Origin of the sequence: Delftia sp. JD2 (assembly GCF_001682645.1) — a bacterium.
GTDB lineage: Bacteria > Pseudomonadota > Gammaproteobacteria > Burkholderiales > Burkholderiaceae_C > Comamonas > Comamonas acidovorans.
In genome coordinates, this window is record NZ_LFJT01000029.1 from 31,542 (window position 1) to 48,691 (window position 17,150).

20 protein-coding genes are annotated in these 17,150 nt (G+C 69.8%); 19 read left to right on the forward strand and 1 reads right to left on the reverse strand.

Annotated elements, in window-relative coordinates; translation table 11 throughout:
* Window positions 1-7: 7 nt before the first annotated feature.
* A complete protein-coding gene (locus ACM14_RS16750; RefSeq protein ID WP_065346782.1) occupies window positions 8-820 on the forward strand; it encodes an adenosylcobinamide-GDP ribazoletransferase in 813 nt (270 codons plus the stop codon).
* The gene (locus ACM14_RS16755; protein WP_065346783.1) at window positions 817-1,419 is read left to right on the forward strand and encodes a histidine phosphatase family protein; all 603 of its coding nucleotides are present in this window, start codon (window positions 817-819) and stop codon (window positions 1,417-1,419) included. The genes ACM14_RS16750 and ACM14_RS16755 overlap by 4 nt, the downstream gene beginning before the upstream one ends.
* A gap of 6 nt (window positions 1,420-1,425) precedes the next feature.
* Here the strand turns inward: ACM14_RS16755 and ACM14_RS16760 are convergent, their stop codons facing one another.
* Window positions 1,426-1,899, reverse strand: coding sequence for a type II secretion system protein N (locus ACM14_RS16760; protein WP_034397087.1), 474 nt, complete (start codon window positions 1,897-1,899; stop codon window positions 1,426-1,428).
* Between the two features lie 46 nt (window positions 1,900-1,945).
* Between ACM14_RS16760 and gspG the strand changes: the two genes are divergently transcribed.
* The 17 genes from gspG to ACM14_RS16845 all read left to right on the forward strand — a co-directional run bounded on the left by gspG (window position 1,946) and on the right by ACM14_RS16845 (window position 17,138).
* On the forward strand, window positions 1,946-2,398 hold the full coding sequence (gene gspG, locus ACM14_RS16765) for a type II secretion system major pseudopilin GspG (RefSeq protein ID WP_170961998.1): 453 nt from the start codon (window positions 1,946-1,948) through the stop codon (window positions 2,396-2,398).
* Window positions 2,399-2,480: 82 nt separating this feature from the next.
* The gene (locus tag ACM14_RS16770; protein ID WP_034397088.1) at window positions 2,481-2,936 is read left to right on the forward strand and encodes a GspH/FimT family pseudopilin; all 456 of its coding nucleotides are present in this window, start codon (window positions 2,481-2,483) and stop codon (window positions 2,934-2,936) included.
* Window positions 2,933-3,331: a type II secretion system minor pseudopilin GspI gene (gspI, locus tag ACM14_RS16775; RefSeq protein WP_065346784.1), complete on the forward strand. Its 399-nt coding sequence runs from the start codon at window positions 2,933-2,935 to the stop codon at window positions 3,329-3,331. Before ACM14_RS16770 ends, gspI begins: the two co-directional genes overlap by 4 nt.
* Entirely contained in the window at window positions 3,332-4,039 is a 708-nt protein-coding gene (locus ACM14_RS16780) for a prepilin-type N-terminal cleavage/methylation domain-containing protein (RefSeq protein WP_065346785.1), read from the forward strand.
* Window positions 4,036-5,013, forward strand: coding sequence for a type II secretion system minor pseudopilin GspK (gene gspK, locus ACM14_RS16785; RefSeq protein ID WP_065346786.1), 978 nt, complete (start codon window positions 4,036-4,038; stop codon window positions 5,011-5,013). The genes ACM14_RS16780 and gspK overlap by 4 nt, the downstream gene beginning before the upstream one ends.
* A 44-nt stretch (window positions 5,014-5,057) precedes the next feature.
* Complete coding sequence (gene gspL, locus ACM14_RS16790; protein ID WP_013800654.1) at window positions 5,058-6,302, forward strand: type II secretion system protein GspL; 1,245 nt, start codon at window positions 5,058-5,060, stop codon at window positions 6,300-6,302.
* Window positions 6,299-6,865: a type II secretion system protein GspM gene (gene gspM, locus ACM14_RS16795; protein ID WP_065346787.1), complete on the forward strand. Its 567-nt coding sequence runs from the start codon at window positions 6,299-6,301 to the stop codon at window positions 6,863-6,865. The genes gspL and gspM overlap by 4 nt, the downstream gene beginning before the upstream one ends.
* Window positions 6,866-6,867: 2 nt before the next feature.
* On the forward strand, window positions 6,868-7,671 hold the full coding sequence (gene gspN, locus ACM14_RS16800) for a type II secretion system protein N (protein WP_065346788.1): 804 nt from the start codon (window positions 6,868-6,870) through the stop codon (window positions 7,669-7,671).
* A 3-nt stretch (window positions 7,672-7,674) separates the two neighbouring features.
* Window positions 7,675-10,038, forward strand: a complete 2,364-nt coding sequence (gene gspD, locus ACM14_RS16805) for a type II secretion system secretin GspD (RefSeq protein ID WP_065346789.1) — start codon at window positions 7,675-7,677, stop codon at window positions 10,036-10,038.
* Window positions 10,039-10,052: 14 nt separating this feature from the next.
* Entirely contained in the window at window positions 10,053-11,414 is a 1,362-nt protein-coding gene (locus ACM14_RS16810; RefSeq protein WP_013800651.1) for a GspE/PulE family protein, read from the forward strand.
* 63 nt (window positions 11,415-11,477) lie between these two features.
* The gene (locus ACM14_RS16815) at window positions 11,478-11,762 is read left to right on the forward strand and encodes a hypothetical protein (protein ID WP_223275171.1); all 285 of its coding nucleotides are present in this window, start codon (window positions 11,478-11,480) and stop codon (window positions 11,760-11,762) included.
* Window positions 11,763-11,847: 85 nt separating this feature from the next.
* The gene (locus ACM14_RS16820; protein WP_065346790.1) at window positions 11,848-12,849 is read left to right on the forward strand and encodes an LLM class flavin-dependent oxidoreductase; all 1,002 of its coding nucleotides are present in this window, start codon (window positions 11,848-11,850) and stop codon (window positions 12,847-12,849) included.
* Between the two features lie 4 nt (window positions 12,850-12,853).
* Entirely contained in the window at window positions 12,854-13,543 is a 690-nt protein-coding gene (locus ACM14_RS16825; RefSeq protein ID WP_065346791.1) for a YafY family protein, read from the forward strand.
* Between the two features lie 100 nt (window positions 13,544-13,643).
* Window positions 13,644-14,288, forward strand: a complete 645-nt coding sequence (locus ACM14_RS16830) for a glutathione S-transferase family protein (protein ID WP_013800647.1) — start codon at window positions 13,644-13,646, stop codon at window positions 14,286-14,288.
* Between the two features lie 144 nt (window positions 14,289-14,432).
* A complete protein-coding gene (gene gspF / locus ACM14_RS16835; RefSeq protein ID WP_065346792.1) occupies window positions 14,433-15,659 on the forward strand; it encodes a type II secretion system inner membrane protein GspF in 1,227 nt (408 codons plus the stop codon).
* A 16-nt stretch (window positions 15,660-15,675) separates the two neighbouring features.
* Complete coding sequence (locus ACM14_RS16840) at window positions 15,676-16,596, forward strand: 5'-nucleotidase (RefSeq protein WP_065346793.1); 921 nt, start codon at window positions 15,676-15,678, stop codon at window positions 16,594-16,596.
* A gap of 62 nt (window positions 16,597-16,658) precedes the next feature.
* A complete protein-coding gene (locus tag ACM14_RS16845) occupies window positions 16,659-17,138 on the forward strand; it encodes an EF-hand domain-containing protein (protein WP_013800644.1) in 480 nt (159 codons plus the stop codon).
* Window positions 17,139-17,150: the final 12 nt, after the last annotated feature.

The window sequence follows — 17,150 nt, forward strand, 5'->3', positions numbered from 1 at the left end:
CACGCCCATGCAGCCGCTTCGCCACTTTGTCCTGGCCGTCCAGTTCTTCAGCCGCATCCCGGTCACGGGGCGGCTGGCCGCCTGGGCTGGCTGGAGCCCCCAGCTGCAGCACGCCAGCGTTGCCCATCTGCCCGGCATCGGCTGGCTGGTGGGCGCATGGGGCGCAGCGTGCCTGATGGCAACGGGCTGGCTGCTGGCGCCCAGCCCCTGGATGCCGCTGGTTGCCGCCGTTCTTTCCACCGTGGCCACGCTGTGGCTGACCGGGGGACTGCACGAAGACGGATTGGCCGATGTGGCCGACGGCCTGGGCGGCTTTGTCCCGCCCGAGCGCGCGCTGGAAATCATGAAGGATTCGCGCCTGGGAGCCTACGGCGCCATGGCGCTGGTGATGACGCTGCTGGCCAAGCTATCCCTGGTCGCGCTGCTGGTCGACATCCGCGTGCAATGGGCGGCCTTGCTGCTGTGCAGCATCCATGTGCTGTCGCGCATGGCGCCGCTGGCCCTCATGCAATGCCTTCCCTATGTGGGCCAGGCCGCCCACTCCAAGGCCTTGCACGCCGCGGGTCGGCCATTGGCTGCCAGGGGCCTGGTCGCGGCAACCCTCTGGTGCCTGCCCGCCCTGGCGCTGACAGGCTGGCTGGCGGGCCTGCCGCTGGTCATCGGCCTGGTTCTGCCCGGAGCCCTGGCCACGGCCGCCATGGTGCGCTGGCTGCGCCGCCGGCTGGGCGGCATGACGGGGGATTGCCTGGGCGCTGCCCAGCAGGTCTGTGAACTGGCCATGCTGCTGGGGGCTGCCGCCGTACTGGTGCGCGTGCCATGAACTGCGCCTGCACCAACCCGGCACCACGCCTTTGGCTGGTACGCCATGCCCGCCCCCTGGTGGCGCCCGGCATCTGCTATGGCCGACTCGACATGCAAGCCGACGCCCAGGCCACGGCCGATGCGGCGCAGGCCCTGCATCTCGCCCTGCCTGCGGATTGCCTGCTGGTGCATTCGCCCCTGCGCCGATGCCGTCAATTGGCCCGGGCCCTGCAGGCACTGCGGCCCGGCCTGGCATCGGCAGTGGACAGCCGCCTGCTGGAGATGGATTTCGGCGAGTGGGAAGGCCAGCCCTGGGATGCGCTGGACCGCAGCGCCATCGATGCCTGGGCGGCAGACCTTGCCGGGCACGCGCCGGACCGGGGAGAGTCCCTGGCGACCATGCTGCGCAGGGTGGATGAGGCCTTGCAGCAGACGAGCAGGGGTTCGGTGGGCGATGGCGCCGCACGCGACACCGTCTGGATCACCCATGCCGGCGTGGCGCGCTGCGTGCAATGGCTGATGCGCGAAGGCAGCGCCCTGCCCCAGGCGGCCCAATGGACGCTGCCCGCGCCTGACTTTGGCGGCTGGCTGGCGCTGGACCTGCCGTTGCCGCGCTGACCGGAATCAGCGCTTGTCGGGCAGGGGAATCTGCAGCGTGATGGAAGCCGGGCCATCGACCCTGGGCCCCAGGCGCGCCTCGCGGCCCGACACCGACTGCAGCACCACGCCGTCCTCCACGGCGCGCCCCACGCGGAAGGGCTTTGCCGGCTGGTTGCCCACGGCGATGACCGCCGCGCCGCCGCCGCTGTCGCGCCCGGCCAGCACACCGACCAGCGCATAGCGCGAGACCACAGGCGCTGCAGCGGGGGCGACGGCGCCCTGCGCGGCCGCCACGCCTCCCAGGGCCTGCGCCAGCGCGGGCGCATCGACCTGCAAGGGCTCAGCGGGCGCGGGTGGCACGGGCGCTCCCGCGCCGCCATTGCCCAGGCGCATGGCCCAGAAAGCCACGACGCCGGCAGCCAGCAGCCAGAGCACGAATGTGGCCGCCTTGACATGCCAGGTCCGGGCCTGGCCGCGGTTCAATGAAAGTGTCACCATCGCGCGATTATGATGGAGCGATATGTCCAATTTGCTGCACCGTTCCATGACCAGCCTTCCCCGCCGTCCGTTGCCTGCCCTGCGCACTGCCGTCCAGCGCGGCTTCACGCTGATCGAGCTGATGGTGGTCCTGGTCATCATCGGCGTGCTGGCGGCCCTGATCGTGCCCAATGTGCTGGACCGCGCCGACGATGCCCGCGTCACGGCTGCACGCACCGACATCACCAACATCTCCCAGGCGCTCAAGCTCTATCGCCTGGACAACCAGCGCTACCCCACGGCGGAGCAGGGCCTGCAGGCCCTGATCGTCCGCCCCACGAGCGGGCCGCTGCCCAACAACTGGAAGCCCTACCTGGAAAAGCTGCCCAACGATCCCTGGGGCCGCCCCTACCAGTACCTGAATCCTGGCATCAAGGGCCCCATCGACATCATGTCCTTTGGCGCCGACGGCCAGGCCGGCGGAGAGGGCAAGGATGCCGACATCGGCAGCTGGCAATAAGTCGATGGCCCGGGCGACGGCCCGCAGGGGCCGCGCCGCACCGCACCACAGGCCCGCACTCCCGGCGGGCCTGCCTGCTCTCATGCCCCGCCAGACCGCTCCCTCCTCCCTGTCCACCCCTTCGCGCGGCTTCACCCTGCTGGAGCTGATGGTCGTCATCAGCATCATGGCGATTGCCGCCGCAGGCGTGAGCCTGTCGCTGCGCGACAGCGGACAGGCACAGCTGGAGCGCGAGGCCGAACGCCTGGCCGCGCTGCTGGAGTCGGCCCGCGCCCAGGCCCGTGCCAACGGCGTGCCCGTGCGCTGGCGGCCCATGCCGCAGGGCTTTCGCTTCGAGGGACTGCCGGCCAGCGCGCAATTGCCTTCCCAATGGCTGCAGCCCGGTGTGCAGGCGCAGCCGGCCACGCCGCTGGTGCTGGGCCCCGAGCCGCTGATTCCGCCCCAGTCCGTCACGCTGACGCTGCGCGACTCCACCAGCCCGCCGCTGCGCGTGGCCACGGATGGACTGCGCCCCTTTGCCGTGCAGTCCCTGCCATGACAGCCCTCCACGGAACGCGCCGAAAGCACGGTGCCCCCAGGCGCCCGGCACGCGGCTTCACGCTGATCGAGGTGCTGGTGGCCCTGGGCATCGTGGGCATTGCGCTCATGGCCGGTCTGCAGGCCACATCGGCCCTGACACTCAATGCCGAGCGCCAGTCCGAGGTGCTGCTGGCCCAGCTGTGCGCGCAAAACGAGCTGGTGCGCATGCGCCTGTCACGCCAGATGCCGCCCGTGGGCGACAACAGCCTGACTTGCGAGCAGGGCGGCCGGCAACTGCAGGTCCGGCTCAGCGTGCGGCCCACACCCAATCCCAGCTTCCGCCGTGTCGATGCCCTGGTGGTCACGGCAGAGCACCCCGTGCTGCGCGTATCCACCATCGTGGGACGCTTCTGAATGCGCTTGCGCCACCCCTCCCGCACGCACGGCTTCACCCTGGTGGAGCTGATGGTGGCCATCGCCGTCATGGCCCTTCTGGCCTTGGTGAGCTGGCGCGGGCTGGACAGCATGGTGCGCTCGCAGGAGACCATTCGTGCCCGCAACGAGCAGCAGATGGTGCTGCAGACCGTCATCTCCCAATGGAATGCCGACCTCGAAGCGCTGATGCCGCTTGAAAACACGCAGGTCATCGACTGGGACGGCCAGGTGCTGCGCATGACCCGCAAGAGCAGCGCCGCCGTGGACGACGGCGCCGTGGTCGTCGCCTGGGCGCGCCGCCAGACGGCCGGACGCGACCAGTGGCTGCGCTGGCAGTCGCCGCCGCTGCGCACGCGCGCACAGTGGCGCGATGCCTGGAACCAGGGATCGCAATGGGGGCGCAACCCTTCGGACGACCAGCGCCGGCGCGAAACCGTGCTGATGCCCCTGGACCAATGGCGCCTGTACTACTACCGCGACAACGCCTGGAGCAATCCGCAGTCCAGCGGCTCGGACAACGGCACGGGCACGCCCAATCCACCATCCGGCGGCACCAACAGCAGCGCACAGCTGCCCACGATTCCTGACGGCATCCGCGTCGAACTGACCCTGCCGCCCGACAGCGCCATTCCTGGCCGCGTCACCATGGACTGGGTCAACCCCTTGCGCTCCAACAGCCGATCATGATGCGCACACCCCGCCCCCTGCCCGGCCGCCGCCGCCACCGTGGCGTGGCTCTGCTGGCCGCCATGCTCACGGTGACCCTGGTGGCCACGTTCGCCGCCACCGCGCTGTGGCAGCAGTGGCGCAGCGTGGAGGTCGAGACCGCCGAGCGCAACCGCATGCAGGCCGCCTGGATCCTGCTGGGTGCGCTGGACTGGTCGCGCGTGGTGCTGGCCGAGGATGCGCGCACCAGCCTGCAGGTGGACCATCTGGCCGAACCCTGGGCCGTGCCGCTGCAGGAGGCGCGCCTGTCCACCTTCCTGGCGGCGCAGAACAACGTCAGCCAGGTCGATGACGGCATGGCCGACATGCAGGACGCCTTTCTCTCGGGCCAGATCATCGACCTGCAGTCGCGCCTGAACCTGCGCAACCTGCTGAGCGCCCCCGACAAGCCCGAAACCCTGCGCCCGCTGTCCCGCCTGCTGGAACGCCTGAATCTGCCCCCTGCCTATGCCACGCAGATCGTCCAGGCCCTGCGCGCAGCCGCCACCCCTGGCGAGGGCGCGCAGTTCCTGATGCCGCGCACGCTGGGCCAGTTCGGCTGGCTGGGCCTGCCGCCCGAGGTCGTCGCGCGCCTGGAGCCCTACATCACCCTGCTGCCCGAGAACACGCCCGTCAACCTCAACACCGCCAGCGCCGAAGTCATCTGGGCCAGCGTGGAGGACCTGACCTGGTCCCAGGCCAGCCAGCTGGTGCAGCTGCGCGCATCGCGCCCGCTGCGCAGCCTGGCCGATGCCTCCAACGCGCTGGGCCTGCCGCAGAAATTCGAAGGACAGAACCTGTCGGTGGCCACCAGCTTCTTCGAGGCGCGTGGCCGCATGCGCCTGGGCGAGATCGTGGCCAGCGAACGCTCCATGTTGCGTCGCAACAACATGACAGTCACTACCATCTGGCGTGAGAGGGGGGACTGGGGATTGCCCGAAGCTCCCGCGCCATGACAGATGGCTGTCACACTCGCCCCCTACAATGCCCGCTTCCGCCCATGAGCACCTTGATTCTTCATCTGCCTGCGGGCCCCGCTGGCGAATACGCCTACGCACTCAGCAGTGACGGCCTGCGCGCCGACCGGCATGGCCACGCTGCCGCAGGCCTGCTGCCCGATCCTGGCCGCACCGGCCAGACGGTTGCCGTGGTGCCGCACCAGGCCTTGTCCTGGCATCTGGTCAGCCTCCCCCATGGCGTGCCTACGGGAAGCCGGCGCGGACATGTGCGCCTGCGCGCCGTGCTCGACGGGCTGCTGGAAGAGCGCCTGCTCGACGAGCCCTCCCAATTGCACCTGGCCCTGCAGCCGCAGGCACGCGCAGGCGAGCCCTGCTGGGTTGCCGCCTGCAACAAGGCCTGGCTCCATGCCCACCTTCAGGCCCTGGAATCCGCAGGGCGGCCCGTGGGCCGCATCGTGCCGGAATGTCCGCCCCAGGCCACGCCCCAGCTCTGGGCCGTGGGCTCACCCGAATCGGCCTGGCTGCTGGCCACCGGCCTGAGCACCGCCCCGCAGGGCATGGACTCGCTGGCCTGCCTGCCGCTGCGCACCGACAGTGCCGACCCCGCCATGCTGGCCGCCCTGCTTCAGGCCCTGCCCCCCGACACCCCGATCCAGGCCGACCCGGCGCTGGCCCGCGCCGCCGAGGCCCTGCAGCGCCCAGTCAGCCTGCTGACGGACGCCCAGCGCGGCCTGGCGGCCCGCGCACAAAGCTGGGATCTGGCCCAGTTCGACCTGGATCTGGGCGGCGGCAGCCGCACACGGCGGCGCATGCTCGACGGCTGGCAAAGCTTTCTGCGCGCGCCGCAATGGAAGGCCGCGCGCTGGGGCGCCGTGCTCGCCCTGCTGGCCCAGGTAGTGGGCCTCAATGCCTGGGCCTGGACCGAGAACCGCGCCATCGCGGCCAAGCAGGTCCAGGTGCGCTCCACGCTGGCCACCAGCTTCCCCCGCGTGCCCGTCATCGTCGACGCGCCCGTTCAAATGCAGCGCGAAGTCGCCACACTGCGCCAGACCGCCGGCGCGCTGACGCAGGGCGACCTGGAGCCCCTGCTGGCCGCCGCATCCCGGGCCCTGCCCGCTGGACAGTTGCCCCAGGCCATGGACTACCAGGACCGGCAGTTGCGCCTCAAGGGCGTCTCGCTGGAGGCCGAGGCACTGGAGCAGGCACAACAACATCTGGCCGGCAGCGGCCTGCGACTGCAGCGTGACGGCGCCGACCTGCTGCTTGCCCAGGAGGCCCGGCCATGAACATGCGTGCATCCCGCCAAAGCCTGGCACCCCTGCGTGCGCGCTGGAATGCCCTGGCGCCGCGTGAACAGAACATGACCCTGCTGGCCGGTGGCGTGGTGGCACTGGCCCTGCTGTGGTGGGTAGCCCTGGCCCCCGCCCTGCACAGCCTGCGCACCGCGCCCGAACGCCATGCCCAGGCCGACCGCCAGTTGCGCCAGATGCAGCTGTTGCAGGCCGAGGCCGAGCAGTTGCGCGGCAACGCACGCCCTGTGGTCGGCGATGCCAAGGCGCTGCTGCAAAGCTCGCTGTCCGCCGAACTGGGCGCCTCCGCCCAATTGAACTGGATGGGCGACCGCGCACAGATCACGCTCAAGGCCGCACCCGCCGCCGCGCTGGCGCGCTGGCTGGCCCAGGTCCGCAGCAACACCCACGCCGTTCCGGCAGAGATGAAGCTGGCCCGCAGTGCATTTGCAAGCACTGCCGCCGCCTCCGGCGCAGCAGGCGCAGGCGCTGCCGATGCCGTGCGCTGGGATGGCAGCCTGGTGCTGGACCTGCCCGTCGATCCGTCGCGGACGCCTTGAGCATGCAACGCAAGCCCCGCTCCCAGCCGGCCCTGCGCGCACCGCGCGGCTGGGCGCTGGCCGGTGCCCTGTGCGGCCTGGTGGCCACCACCGTCGTCTGGGCGCCCGCCGCCTGGCTGGCGCGCGGCGTGGATTCGGCCACGCAGGGCCAGGTGCTGCTGCAGCAGCCGCGCGGCACGCTGTGGAATGGCTCGGCCTCCCTGGTCTTCACCGGAGGCGCCGGCAGCCGCGACCGCACGGCCCTGCCCACACGGCTGGAATGGACGCTGCGCCCGCGCCTGGACGGAGCCCGCATACAACTGCGCAGCGAATGCTGCACACCCACGCCCGTGGTGCTGGACCTGCTGCCCCGCTGGCAGGGCCTGAGCGCCGTGGTGCATGACAGCGACACGCGCTGGCCCGCCTCCCTGCTGTCCGGTCTGGGCACGCCATGGAACACGGTGGACCTGCAAGGCCAGCTGCGGCTGGCCACGCAGGCCCTGCAACTGCAGCTGCTGTGGCAATCGGGCCGCTGGCGCAGCGAAGGCAGCACGCGCCTGGAGGCGCTGGCCGTATCCTCACGCCTGTCACCGCTGCGCCCGCTGGGCAGCTACCGGCTGGACATCCTCGGGGGCGACAGTCCGCAGCTGCAGCTCAGTACCCTGACCGGCGACCTGCGCCTGAGCGGCCAGGGCCAATGGGTGGGCCAGCGGCTGCATTTCCAGGGCGAGGCCTCGGCCAGCCCGGAGCGCGAAACCGCGCTGTCCAACCTGCTCAACATTCTGGGACGGCGCCAGGGGCCCCGGTCCATCATTTCCTTTGGTTGATCCATGACTCAGCAGCACACGACCCCGTTCTGGCGCAACACCCTGCACACGCTGGCCGTCAGCGCCATGCTGGCCTGCACCGCTGGCACCGCCCAGGCCCAGCAGACCAATGCACCGGCCGGCACCACGCCCAGCCTGCGCCCCGGCGAGCCTGTGACACTGAATTTCTCGGGCGCCGACATCGAGGCCGTCTCGCGCGCCATCGGCGCCATCACCAATCGCAACGTGGTGGTCGATCCGCGCGTCAAGGGCCAGATCACGCTGCTGACCGACAGGCCCGTGCCGCCTGCCACCGCCTACCAGCAGTTCCTGGCCGCGCTGCGCCTGCAGGGCTTCACCATTGTCGAATCGGCCGGCCTGTACAAGGTCATCCCTGAAGCCGACGCCAAGCTGCAGGCCAGCGAAGTGGCCGTGGGCGCGAGCCGCAGCAGCGCGGGCAGCCAGATCGTCACCCAGATCTTCAAGCTCAACTACGAGAACGCGGCCAACCTGGTTCCCGTGCTGCGCCCGCTGATCAGCCCCAACAACACCATCAACGTCAACCCGGGCAACAACTCGCTGGTCATCACCGACTACGCTGACAACCTGCAGCGCATCTCGCGCATCGTGGCGACCATGGATGTGTCCAACGCCACCGATGTCGAAATCATCCCGCTGCGCCATGCCGTGGCCACCGACATGGTGGCCCTGGTCTCGCGCCTGATCGAAGGCGGCACGGCCAGCCCCGGCGGCCTCACCGTGACCGCCGGCGGCGCCAATATTCCGGGCCAGAGCGACAACGCCTTCAAGACCTCGCTGATGGCCGAGCCGCGCAGCAACTCCATCGTGCTGCGCGCGGCCAACCCCGCACGCCTGGCGCAGGTGCGCTCGCTGATCGCGCGGCTGGACCAGCCCGCCATGAACGGCGGCGGCGACCAGGGCAACATCCATGTGGTCTATCTGAAGAACGCCGACGCCGTGGCGCTGGCAGCCACCTTGCGCGCAGCCATAGGCGCCCAGGCCACGGCTGCGGGCACGGCCAGCGGCCAGCCCGGTGCGGGCGGCACCACGCCGCAGGGTGGCGGCATGTCCTCCATTCCCACCTCGCAGCCCGTGGTCTCGCGCGACTCCAGCGGCACGGCATCCATGGGCATGGGCTCGTCCTCGGGCCTGGGCAGCGGCGGGGGCGGCGCGCTGGGCGTGGCCCAGCAACCCTCCACGGGCGGCATGATCCAGGCCGATCCTTCGACCAACTCGCTGATCATCACGGCCCCGCCGCCCGTCTATCGCCAACTGCGTGCCGTGATCGACAAGCTCGACGGCCGCCGCGCCCAGGTGCTGATCGAAAGCCTGATCGTCGAAATCAAGGACAACCGGCTGGCCCAGTTCGGCATCCAGTGGCAGGCCATGCTCAGCAACAACGGCCGCGTGATCGGCACCCTGGGCACGAACTCCAATGTGGCGGGCGCCAACATCCTGAACCTGCTCGGCCTGGTCAAGGATGGAGGCCTCGACGGCAGTGCCATCACGGGCGACACGCTGACCAGCCTGAGGGGCACCAACCTCGGCTTCACGCAGCGCGTCAACGGCAAGGACACTCTGGGCTTCCTGGCCAACTTCCTGCAAAACAGCGGTGACGCCAACATCCTGTCCACGCCCAACCTGATGACGCTGGACAACGAGGAGGCGCGCATCATCGTGGGCCAGAACGTGCCCATGGTCACGGGCTCCTACGCCAGCAACTCCACGGGCGGCACGGTCAACCCGTTCACCACGGTGGAGCGCAAGGACGTGGGTCTGATGCTGCGCGTGCGCCCGCAGATCAACGAGAACGGCACGGTGAAGCTGGCCGTGTTCCAGGAGGTCTCCTCGGTGGACGAGTCCACGCGCAAGGACACCAACGGCCTGACCACCAACAAGCGCTCCATCGAGTCCAACGTGCTGGTCGAGGACGGCAACATCGTCGTGCTCGGCGGCCTGATCGACGACAACTACTCCCAGGCCGAGGACCGGGTGCCTCTGCTGGGCGACATCCCCGTGGTCGGCAACCTGTTCCGCAACACCAACCGCAAGCGCAACAAGACCAACCTGATGGTCTTCCTGCGCCCCGTGGTGATGCGCGATGCGACTGCGACCAATCAGGTCTCTTCCGAGCGCTACGAAGCCATTCGCGCGCAGCAACAGAGCCTGCAGCCCGAGCCCAGCGCCCTGCTGCGCTCGGTCAACGCCGCGCCCGTGCTGCCCACGCTGACGCCGCAGCCGGACCCCGGCTCGTTCACCAATCCGGCCGCCATCGTCAACGTGCCGGGCGCCAAGCCCGAGCTGATCGACTTCACCCAGCCGCAGCCCGCCGCTCCCGCCGTGCCGGCAGCCCCCGGCGCGCTCTGAGGCAGGAAGGCCCCATGCGTTATCCCCTGCCCTATTCGTTTGCGCGCACCAGCCAGCTGCTGATCGAGGACGACGGCCACGAGCCCCTGCTCTGGCACGGCCCCTCGCCCGACTGGCAGGCACTGTCCGAAGTCCAGCGCAAGCATGCGGTGCAGCGCTGGCAGATGCTGGATGCGGGCACGCTGGCGCACCGCATCAGCGCCGCCTATTCGCAGGGCGAGTCCAGCGCGGCCCTGGTGGTCAGCGAGGTCGAGTCCGACGCCGACCTCTCGCGCATGATGCAGGAGCTGCCCGCCGTCGAGGACTTGCTGGAGACTGCGGACGACGCGCCCATCATCCGCATGCTCAACGCCCTGCTCACGCAGGCCGCGCGCGACGGCGCCAGCGACATCCACATCGAGCCCTATGAGCGCCACTCCAGCGTGCGCTTTCGCGTGGACGGCGACCTGCGCGAGGTCGTGCAGCCCAACCGGGCCCTGCACGCGGCGCTGATCTCGCGCCTGAAAATCATGGCCGACCTGGACATCGCCGAAAAGCGGCTGCCCCAGGACGGCCGCATCAGCCTGCGCCTGGGCACGCGCGCCATCGACGTGCGCGTCTCCACCCTGCCCAGCGCCCATGGCGAGCGCGCCGTGCTGCGCCTGCTGGACAAGAGCGAGAGCAAGCTCAGCCTGGAGGCCGTGGGCATGCAGGGCGAGACGCTGAGGCGGTTCACCCACATGACGGCCCAGCCCCACGGCATCGTGCTGGTCACTGGCCCCACGGGCTCGGGCAAGACCACCACGCTGTACGCGGCGCTGTCGCGCATGGACGCCAGCCACAGCAACATCATGACGGTGGAAGACCCCATCGAGTACGAGCTGGCCGGCGTGGGGCAGACGCAGGTGAACGCCAAGATCGAGCTGACCTTCGCCAAGGCCCTGCGCGCCATCCTGCGCCAGGACCCGGACGTGATCATGATCGGCGAAATCCGCGACTTCGAGACCGCGCAGATCGCCATCCAGGCCTCGCTGACGGGCCACCTGGTGCTGGCCACGCTGCACACCAACGATGCATCCAGCGCCGTCACCCGCCTGATCGACATGGGCGTGGAGCCGTTCCTGCTGTCGTCCTCCCTGCTGGGCGTGCTGGCACAGCGCCTGGTGCGCAAGATCGACACCACCGAGCCCAGCGGCTACCGGGGGCGCACCGGCATCTTCGAGATGCTGGTGGTGGACGACACCATCCGCGCGCAGATCCACCGCCAGGCCAGCGAGGCCGAGATCCGCGACACCGCGCTGGCCTCGGGCATGCGCCTGATGCGCGACGATGGCGAGCGGCTGGTGCGCGAGGGCATCACCACGCCCGAGGAAGTGCTGCGCGTCACGCGCGACTAGGCGCAGGCGGCCACGCCCGACCCTGCGCAGCACGGGGCATCCCCGTTTGCCACAATGGTCGGCATGTTGGAATCCCTACGCGCCTGGAGCGCTCCCTATGGCGGCGACCTGTTCCTGTGGGTCGCCACGCTGAGCCTGATCAGCTACATCGCCCTGTGGTGGTTCAAGTCCCGGCTGTCCACCAGCCAGCTGCGCCGCGTCATCCGCCTGTCGGCGCTGGTGGCGCTGCCGCTGTCCTGGCTGGCCATCCAGCAGGGCGAGAACCATCTGGCGGCTGCCATCCTCCCCCTGGTCTGGTGCGTGGTGCTGGGCATCACCTGCGCGCGGGAAATGTCCAGAAGAAACTGAGTGCGCGAACGCGCACCAGGAATGCCCTGGCGCGGCAAGGCCCGCGCCGCCCCCACCCACCGTGAACTGGAAGTTGGAACCTGCCATGACATCATTCAATGAAGTCCGTCTGTCCATGCTCGACCTCGTGGCCGTGCGCGAAGGCGGCACCGTCGCCGAGGCCCTGGACATTGCGCTGGCCACGGCCCGCAAGGCCGAGGAACTGGGATTCGAGCGCTACTGGCTGGCCGAGCACCACAACATGCCCGGCATCGCCAGCTCGGCCACGGCCGTGCTGATCGGCCATATCGCAGGCGGCACCTCGAAGATCCGCGTGGGCTCGGGCGGCATCATGCTGCCCAACCATGCCCCCCTGGTGGTCGCCGAAGCCTTCGGCACGCTGGCCGAGCTGTACCCGGGCCGCATCGACCTGGGCCTGGGCCGTGCGCCAGGCACCGATGGCGCCACCATGCGCGCGCTGCGCCGCGACCGCGTCGAGACCGAGGAAGACTTTCCCCGCGACGTGACGGAGCTGCAGCGCCTGCTGGGCCCGGCCACGCCCGAGCAAAAGCTGGTGGCCACGCCTGGCGCGGGCACCAACGTGCCGATCTGGCTGCTGGGCTCCAGCCTGTTCTCGGCCCAGCTGGCTGCCCACCTGGGCCTGCCCTACGCCTTTGCCTCGCACTTCGCGCCGCGCATGCTCTACCAGGCCGTGCAGCTGTACCGCAGCCTGTTCAAGCCGTCGGCCCAACTGGCCAAGCCCTATGTGATCGTCGGCGCCCCCGTGATCGCCGCGCCCACCGATGACGAGGCCGAGTACCTGGCCAGCAGCACCTACCAGCGAGTGCTGGGCATCATCACGGGCCGGCGCGGACTGCTGCCGCGCCCCATCGAGAACTATGCAGCCCAGCTCGGCGAGCAGGAGCGCCGCGCCATCGGCGACTTCCTGGCCGTGGCCTCCATCGGCGGCCCGGACAAGGTGCGCACGCGCCTGCAGAAGCTGCAGGCCGACACCGAGGCCGACGAGCTGATCCTGGTCAGCGACGTGTATGACCGCGACCTGCGCCTGCGCTCGCTGGAGATCACGGCCGGCGTCATGGGCCGCTGAAGGCATGAGCCGCTCCGCCCGGCTGCTGCAGCTGATTGACCTGCTGCGCCGCGCGCGCCTGCCCCAGGCCGGGCCGGTGCTGGCCCGGCAGCTGGACGTGAGCCTGCGCACCCTGTACCGCGACATTGCCACCCTGCGCGAGCAGGGTGCCGCGATTGCGGGCGACCCGGGCGTGGGCTACGAGATGCGGCCCGGCTTTCTGCTGCCGCCGCTGATGTTCACGCCCGATGAGCTGGAAGCCCTGCTGCTGGGCGCGCGCTGGGCCAGCCGCCAGGCCGACCCCGAGCTCGCCCAGGCCGCCACTGCCGCGCTGGACCGCATACGCAGCGCGCTGCCGCTGGAACTGCGCATCGAGGTGGACACCAGCGGCCTGCTGGTGCCGCCCATCTGCCACGAGTCCGTGACCGAGCCCTGGCAGACCGCGCTGCGCCTGGCGATACGGCGCCAGCACCGGGTGCTGCTGCACTACACGGATGAGAAGGGCCAGCCGACCGAGCGCCAGATCTGGCCTTTTGCCATGGCTTTCTTCGATCAGCGGCGCATTCTTGCGGCCTGGTGCGAACTGCGCCAGGACTTCCGCCATTTCCGCGCCGACCGCGTGCGCTCCGTCACCGATCTGCAGGAACGCTATCCCGACCACCGCAGCGGCCTGATCGAACGCTGGTCGCGGCAACTGGGCTACACGGTCCACTGACACCACTGCTGACACCACTGCTGACAAAAACTGTCAGCATAGCCTCCTACAGTCGCTCCCATGGCCTTCTCGCCATGCATTCAAACCACTGGGAGCCTTCATGAACGACTCGATCAAGCCGCTGCGCTTTTACTTCCACCCCCGCTCGCGCGCCGTCATCGCGCGCTGGATGCTGGAGGAATGCGGCGCCCGCTATGAGCCCGTGCGGCTGGAATACGGCAGCACCATGAAGGCTGCCGACTACCTGGCCATCAACCCCATGGGCAAGGTCCCCGCCCTGGTGCACGGCGAGACCGTGATCACCGAACAGGCCGCCATCCTTGCCTATCTGGCCGACATCTTCCCCGAACGAAGGCTCGCGCCGGCCGTGGACAGCCCGCTGCGCGGGGTCTACCATCGCTGGATGTTCTTCCTGGCCGGCCCCGTCGACGCCTTGATGACTGCCAAGAGCCAGGGCCACCTGGAGCAGCAGACGGCCGACCAGGCCATGTCGGCCGGCTATGGCCGCTATGACGACGTGGTGCAGACGCTGCGCCAGGCCGTGGCCGGCAGGCGCTACCTGTGCGGCGACCAGTTCACCGCGGCCGACGTGCTCATGGCCAGCTACCTGCGCTGGGGCACGATGATGAAACTGCTGCCCGCGCTGCCCGAGTTCAGCGACTACGGCCAGCCGCTGATGGAACGCCCGGCCTCGCTGCGCTCCATCCAGCTCAACGAAGCGGACCTCGCGGCCCAGCCGGCATAAGGACCAGGCAGGGGCTGCCGCCGACCGCGGCGGCGGCCTCGCCATCCAGCCGTCACCGGCAGCGGCTACCATCGGGGGTTGGATCGCCGCCTGGCGTTTCCTGAACGCCATCCCTTTCCCAGCCCTTCCCGACTCCCGCCGCGCATGCCTGCCTTTTCCTTCGAAGCCCTGGATGCACAAGGTCAGACCCGCAAGGGCACGATCGAAGCCGACAACGCGCGCGCCGCGCGCAGCCAGCTGCGGGCCCAGGCCCTGGTGCCCATGGCCGTGGAGATCGTGGCCTCGGGTTCCGCGTCCAGCCCGCAGGGCGGCGCCTCGCGCTGGCTGACCCGCCCCGTCCTTGGCTCCACAGGGCTCACCGTTTGGACACGCCAGATGGCGGGTCTGGTCGGATCAGGCCTGCCCATAGAGCGCGCCCTGGCCGCGCTGTCCGAAGAAGCCGACGACCCGCGCCAGCACCACCTCGTGGCCGCGCTGCGCGCCGAGGTCAACGCGGGCTCCACCTTTGCCCGCGCCCTGGCCCAGCACCCGCGCGAGTTCTCCGACATCTACTGCGCCGTGATCGGCGCCGGCGAGGCCAGCGGCAGCCTGGGCCCGGTGCTGGGGCGGCTGGCCGACGACCTGGAATCGCGCCAGGCCCTGCAGTCCAAGCTTATCGGCGCAGCCCTGTACCCGGCCATCGTGACCCTGGTGGCCATCGTCATCGTGCTGTTCCTGGTCAGCTACGTGGTGCCCCAGGTGGCCAGCGTGTTCGCCGGCACCAAGCGCGCCCTGCCCTGGCTCACCGTGGCCATGCTGGCGCTCAGCGACTTCGTGCGCAGCTATGGCTGGGCCGCGCTGATCGCCCTGGTGCTGGGCGCCGTGGGATTCCGGCTGTCCATGAAGAACCCCGCGCTGCGCGAGCGCTTCGACGCCTGGTGGCTGCGCCTGCCGCTGATCGGCCGGCTGGCGCGCAACTACAACGCGGCACGCTTTGCCGGCACGCTGGCCATGCTGGCGGGCGCGGGCGTGCCCATTCTCAAGGCCTTGCAGGCCGCAGCCGAAACGCTGGGCAACCGCGCGCTGCGCGCCGACGCCATGGACGCGCTGGCCCTGGTGCGCGAGGGCGCGCCGCTGGCCTCGGCGCTGGCGCAGAAAAAGCGCTTCCCGGGACTGATCTCCATGTTTGCCCGCCTGGGCGAGCAGACCGGCCAGCTGCCCGTGATGCTGCAGCGCGCGGCCAACCAGCTGTCCACCGAGGTGCAGCGCCGTGCCATGCACCTGGCCACCATCCTGGAGCCGCTGCTGATCGTGGCCATGGGCATGGTCGTGGCCCTGATCGTGCTGGCCGTGCTCATGCCCATCATCCAGCTCAACCAGTTCGTCAAATAGCGAAAAGCGCCAAGCCATGTCCGTGACCCTGCAAGACAAGCTGGTCGTCGCCATCTCCTCGCGGGCGCTGTTCGACTTCGAGGAGGAGAACCGGCTGTTCGACGCCGGTGACGAGCAGGCCTACATGCGCCGCCAGCTGGACCTGGTGCACCAGCCCGCACGCCCGGGCATCGCCTTCCCGCTGGTGCGCAAGCTGCTGGCCTTCAATACGCCCGAGGTGCAGCGCGTGGAGGTGATGATGCTGTCGCGCAACGACCCGGCCAGCGGCATGCGGGTCTTCGCCTCGGCCAAGGCGGCCGACATGCACATAGAGCGCGGCGTGTTCACGCGCGGGCGCGATCCGTTTTCCTACCTGCGGCCGCTGGGCGCGCACCTGTTTCTCTCGGCCAACGAGGTCGATGTGCGCAGGGCCCTGTCCATCGGCTTTCCTGCGGCGCGCGTGATGGTCGACTCCACGCCCGCAGGCGACCGCTACCCGCAGGAAGTGCGCATTGCCTTCGACGGCGATGCCGTGCTGTTCTCCGACGAGGCCGAGCGCATCTACCAGCAAGGCGGGCTGCCGGCCTTTCTGCGCCATGAGGTCTCCCATGCCGCCACGCCCCTGGGAGAAGGGCCGTTCAAACCCCTGCTGCAAGCCCTTCACCGGCTTCAGCAGCAGGCGGACTCGTCCCAGACCATGCGCATTCGCACGGCCCTGGTGACGGCGCGCAGCGCACCGGCGCACGAGCGTGCCATCCGCACGCTGCTGGAATGGGGCATTGCGGTGGACGAGGCCATGTTCCTCGGCGGCCTGGAAAAGGGCCCGTTCCTGCGCGAGTTCGAGCCGGACTTCTTCTTCGACGACCAGACCGGCCACGTCAACTCGGCCGCGCGCCATGTGCCGGCAGGCCATGTGAGCAGCGGCATCTCCAATCCGGACGCCGATCCGCCGAAGTAAACAATTGCAAAGGGCGGGCCGTCCGTGCTTGCAAATGCCGGTTCCGTGCCCAAATAAAGCCAATGCATTTTCCCCTCATGAACCGCTCTGCCCTGCTGCGCCGGCCACCGCTGCTGCAGGCCGCCGTCGTCGTGCTGCTGACCAGCGCCTTCATGCTGCCCGCCGCGCGCGCGCAGGCGGCAGAAAACGCAGCCACCGAGCAGGCAACGGCCAGCCCTGCGCCGCTGACCAAGGGGGAGATCAAGGCCCAGCGCGAATTCAAGATGCTGGACTTCAACAAGGACGGCAAGCTCAGCCGTGCCGAAGTGGCGCTGTTCCCGCGCCTGTCGGCGGCCTTCGACGAGGCCGACACCGACAAGGACGGCTACGTCTCCTATGCGGAGGTGCAGGCCTTTGCCGTCAAGTACCGCGCCGAACGCGACAAGGCAAAGGCCAAGGCGCAGGCCGAAGAGGCAAAGGCCGCCGAGCGTGCGGCAGCCGAGCATGCTGCAGCCGCACCCGCTGCCAGGGACAAGAAGGAAGGCGAAGGCTCAAAGGACTGAGCCTTCTTGCCG

Excerpts from the sequence above, each read along its gene's own strand:
- ACM14_RS16840 (WP_065346793.1), top strand. The coding sequence starts at position 15,676 with ATGTCCGTGACCCTGCAAGACAAGCTGGTCGTCGCCATCTCCTCGCGG.
- ACM14_RS16845 (WP_013800644.1), top strand. The coding sequence starts at position 16,659 with ATGCATTTTCCCCTCATGAACCGCTCTGCCCTGCTGCGCCGGCCACCG.
- gspN (WP_065346788.1), top strand. The coding sequence starts at position 6,868 with ATGCAACGCAAGCCCCGCTCCCAGCCGGCCCTGCGCGCACCGCGCGGC.
- ACM14_RS16815 (WP_223275171.1), top strand. The coding sequence starts at position 11,478 with ATGTTGGAATCCCTACGCGCCTGGAGCGCTCCCTATGGCGGCGACCTG.
- gspG (WP_170961998.1), top strand. The coding sequence starts at position 1,946 with ATGACCAGCCTTCCCCGCCGTCCGTTGCCTGCCCTGCGCACTGCCGTC.
- ACM14_RS16760 (WP_034397087.1), bottom strand. The coding sequence starts at position 1,899 with ATGGTGACACTTTCATTGAACCGCGGCCAGGCCCGGACCTGGCATGTC.
- ACM14_RS16825 (WP_065346791.1), top strand. The coding sequence starts at position 12,854 with ATGAGCCGCTCCGCCCGGCTGCTGCAGCTGATTGACCTGCTGCGCCGC.
- gspL (WP_013800654.1), top strand. The coding sequence starts at position 5,058 with ATGAGCACCTTGATTCTTCATCTGCCTGCGGGCCCCGCTGGCGAATAC.
- gspF (WP_065346792.1), top strand. The coding sequence starts at position 14,433 with ATGCCTGCCTTTTCCTTCGAAGCCCTGGATGCACAAGGTCAGACCCGC.
- ACM14_RS16810 (WP_013800651.1), top strand. The coding sequence starts at position 10,053 with ATGCGTTATCCCCTGCCCTATTCGTTTGCGCGCACCAGCCAGCTGCTG.
- ACM14_RS16755 (WP_065346783.1), top strand. The coding sequence starts at position 817 with ATGAACTGCGCCTGCACCAACCCGGCACCACGCCTTTGGCTGGTACGC.
- ACM14_RS16770 (WP_034397088.1), top strand. The coding sequence starts at position 2,481 with ATGCCCCGCCAGACCGCTCCCTCCTCCCTGTCCACCCCTTCGCGCGGC.
- ACM14_RS16750 (WP_065346782.1), top strand. The coding sequence starts at position 8 with ATGCAGCCGCTTCGCCACTTTGTCCTGGCCGTCCAGTTCTTCAGCCGC.
- ACM14_RS16820 (WP_065346790.1), top strand. The coding sequence starts at position 11,848 with ATGACATCATTCAATGAAGTCCGTCTGTCCATGCTCGACCTCGTGGCC.
- ACM14_RS16780 (WP_065346785.1), top strand. The coding sequence starts at position 3,332 with ATGCGCTTGCGCCACCCCTCCCGCACGCACGGCTTCACCCTGGTGGAG.
- ACM14_RS16830 (WP_013800647.1), top strand. The coding sequence starts at position 13,644 with ATGAACGACTCGATCAAGCCGCTGCGCTTTTACTTCCACCCCCGCTCG.
- gspD (WP_065346789.1), top strand. The coding sequence starts at position 7,675 with ATGACTCAGCAGCACACGACCCCGTTCTGGCGCAACACCCTGCACACG.
- gspM (WP_065346787.1), top strand. The coding sequence starts at position 6,299 with ATGAACATGCGTGCATCCCGCCAAAGCCTGGCACCCCTGCGTGCGCGC.
- gspK (WP_065346786.1), top strand. The coding sequence starts at position 4,036 with ATGATGCGCACACCCCGCCCCCTGCCCGGCCGCCGCCGCCACCGTGGC.
- gspI (WP_065346784.1), top strand. The coding sequence starts at position 2,933 with ATGACAGCCCTCCACGGAACGCGCCGAAAGCACGGTGCCCCCAGGCGC.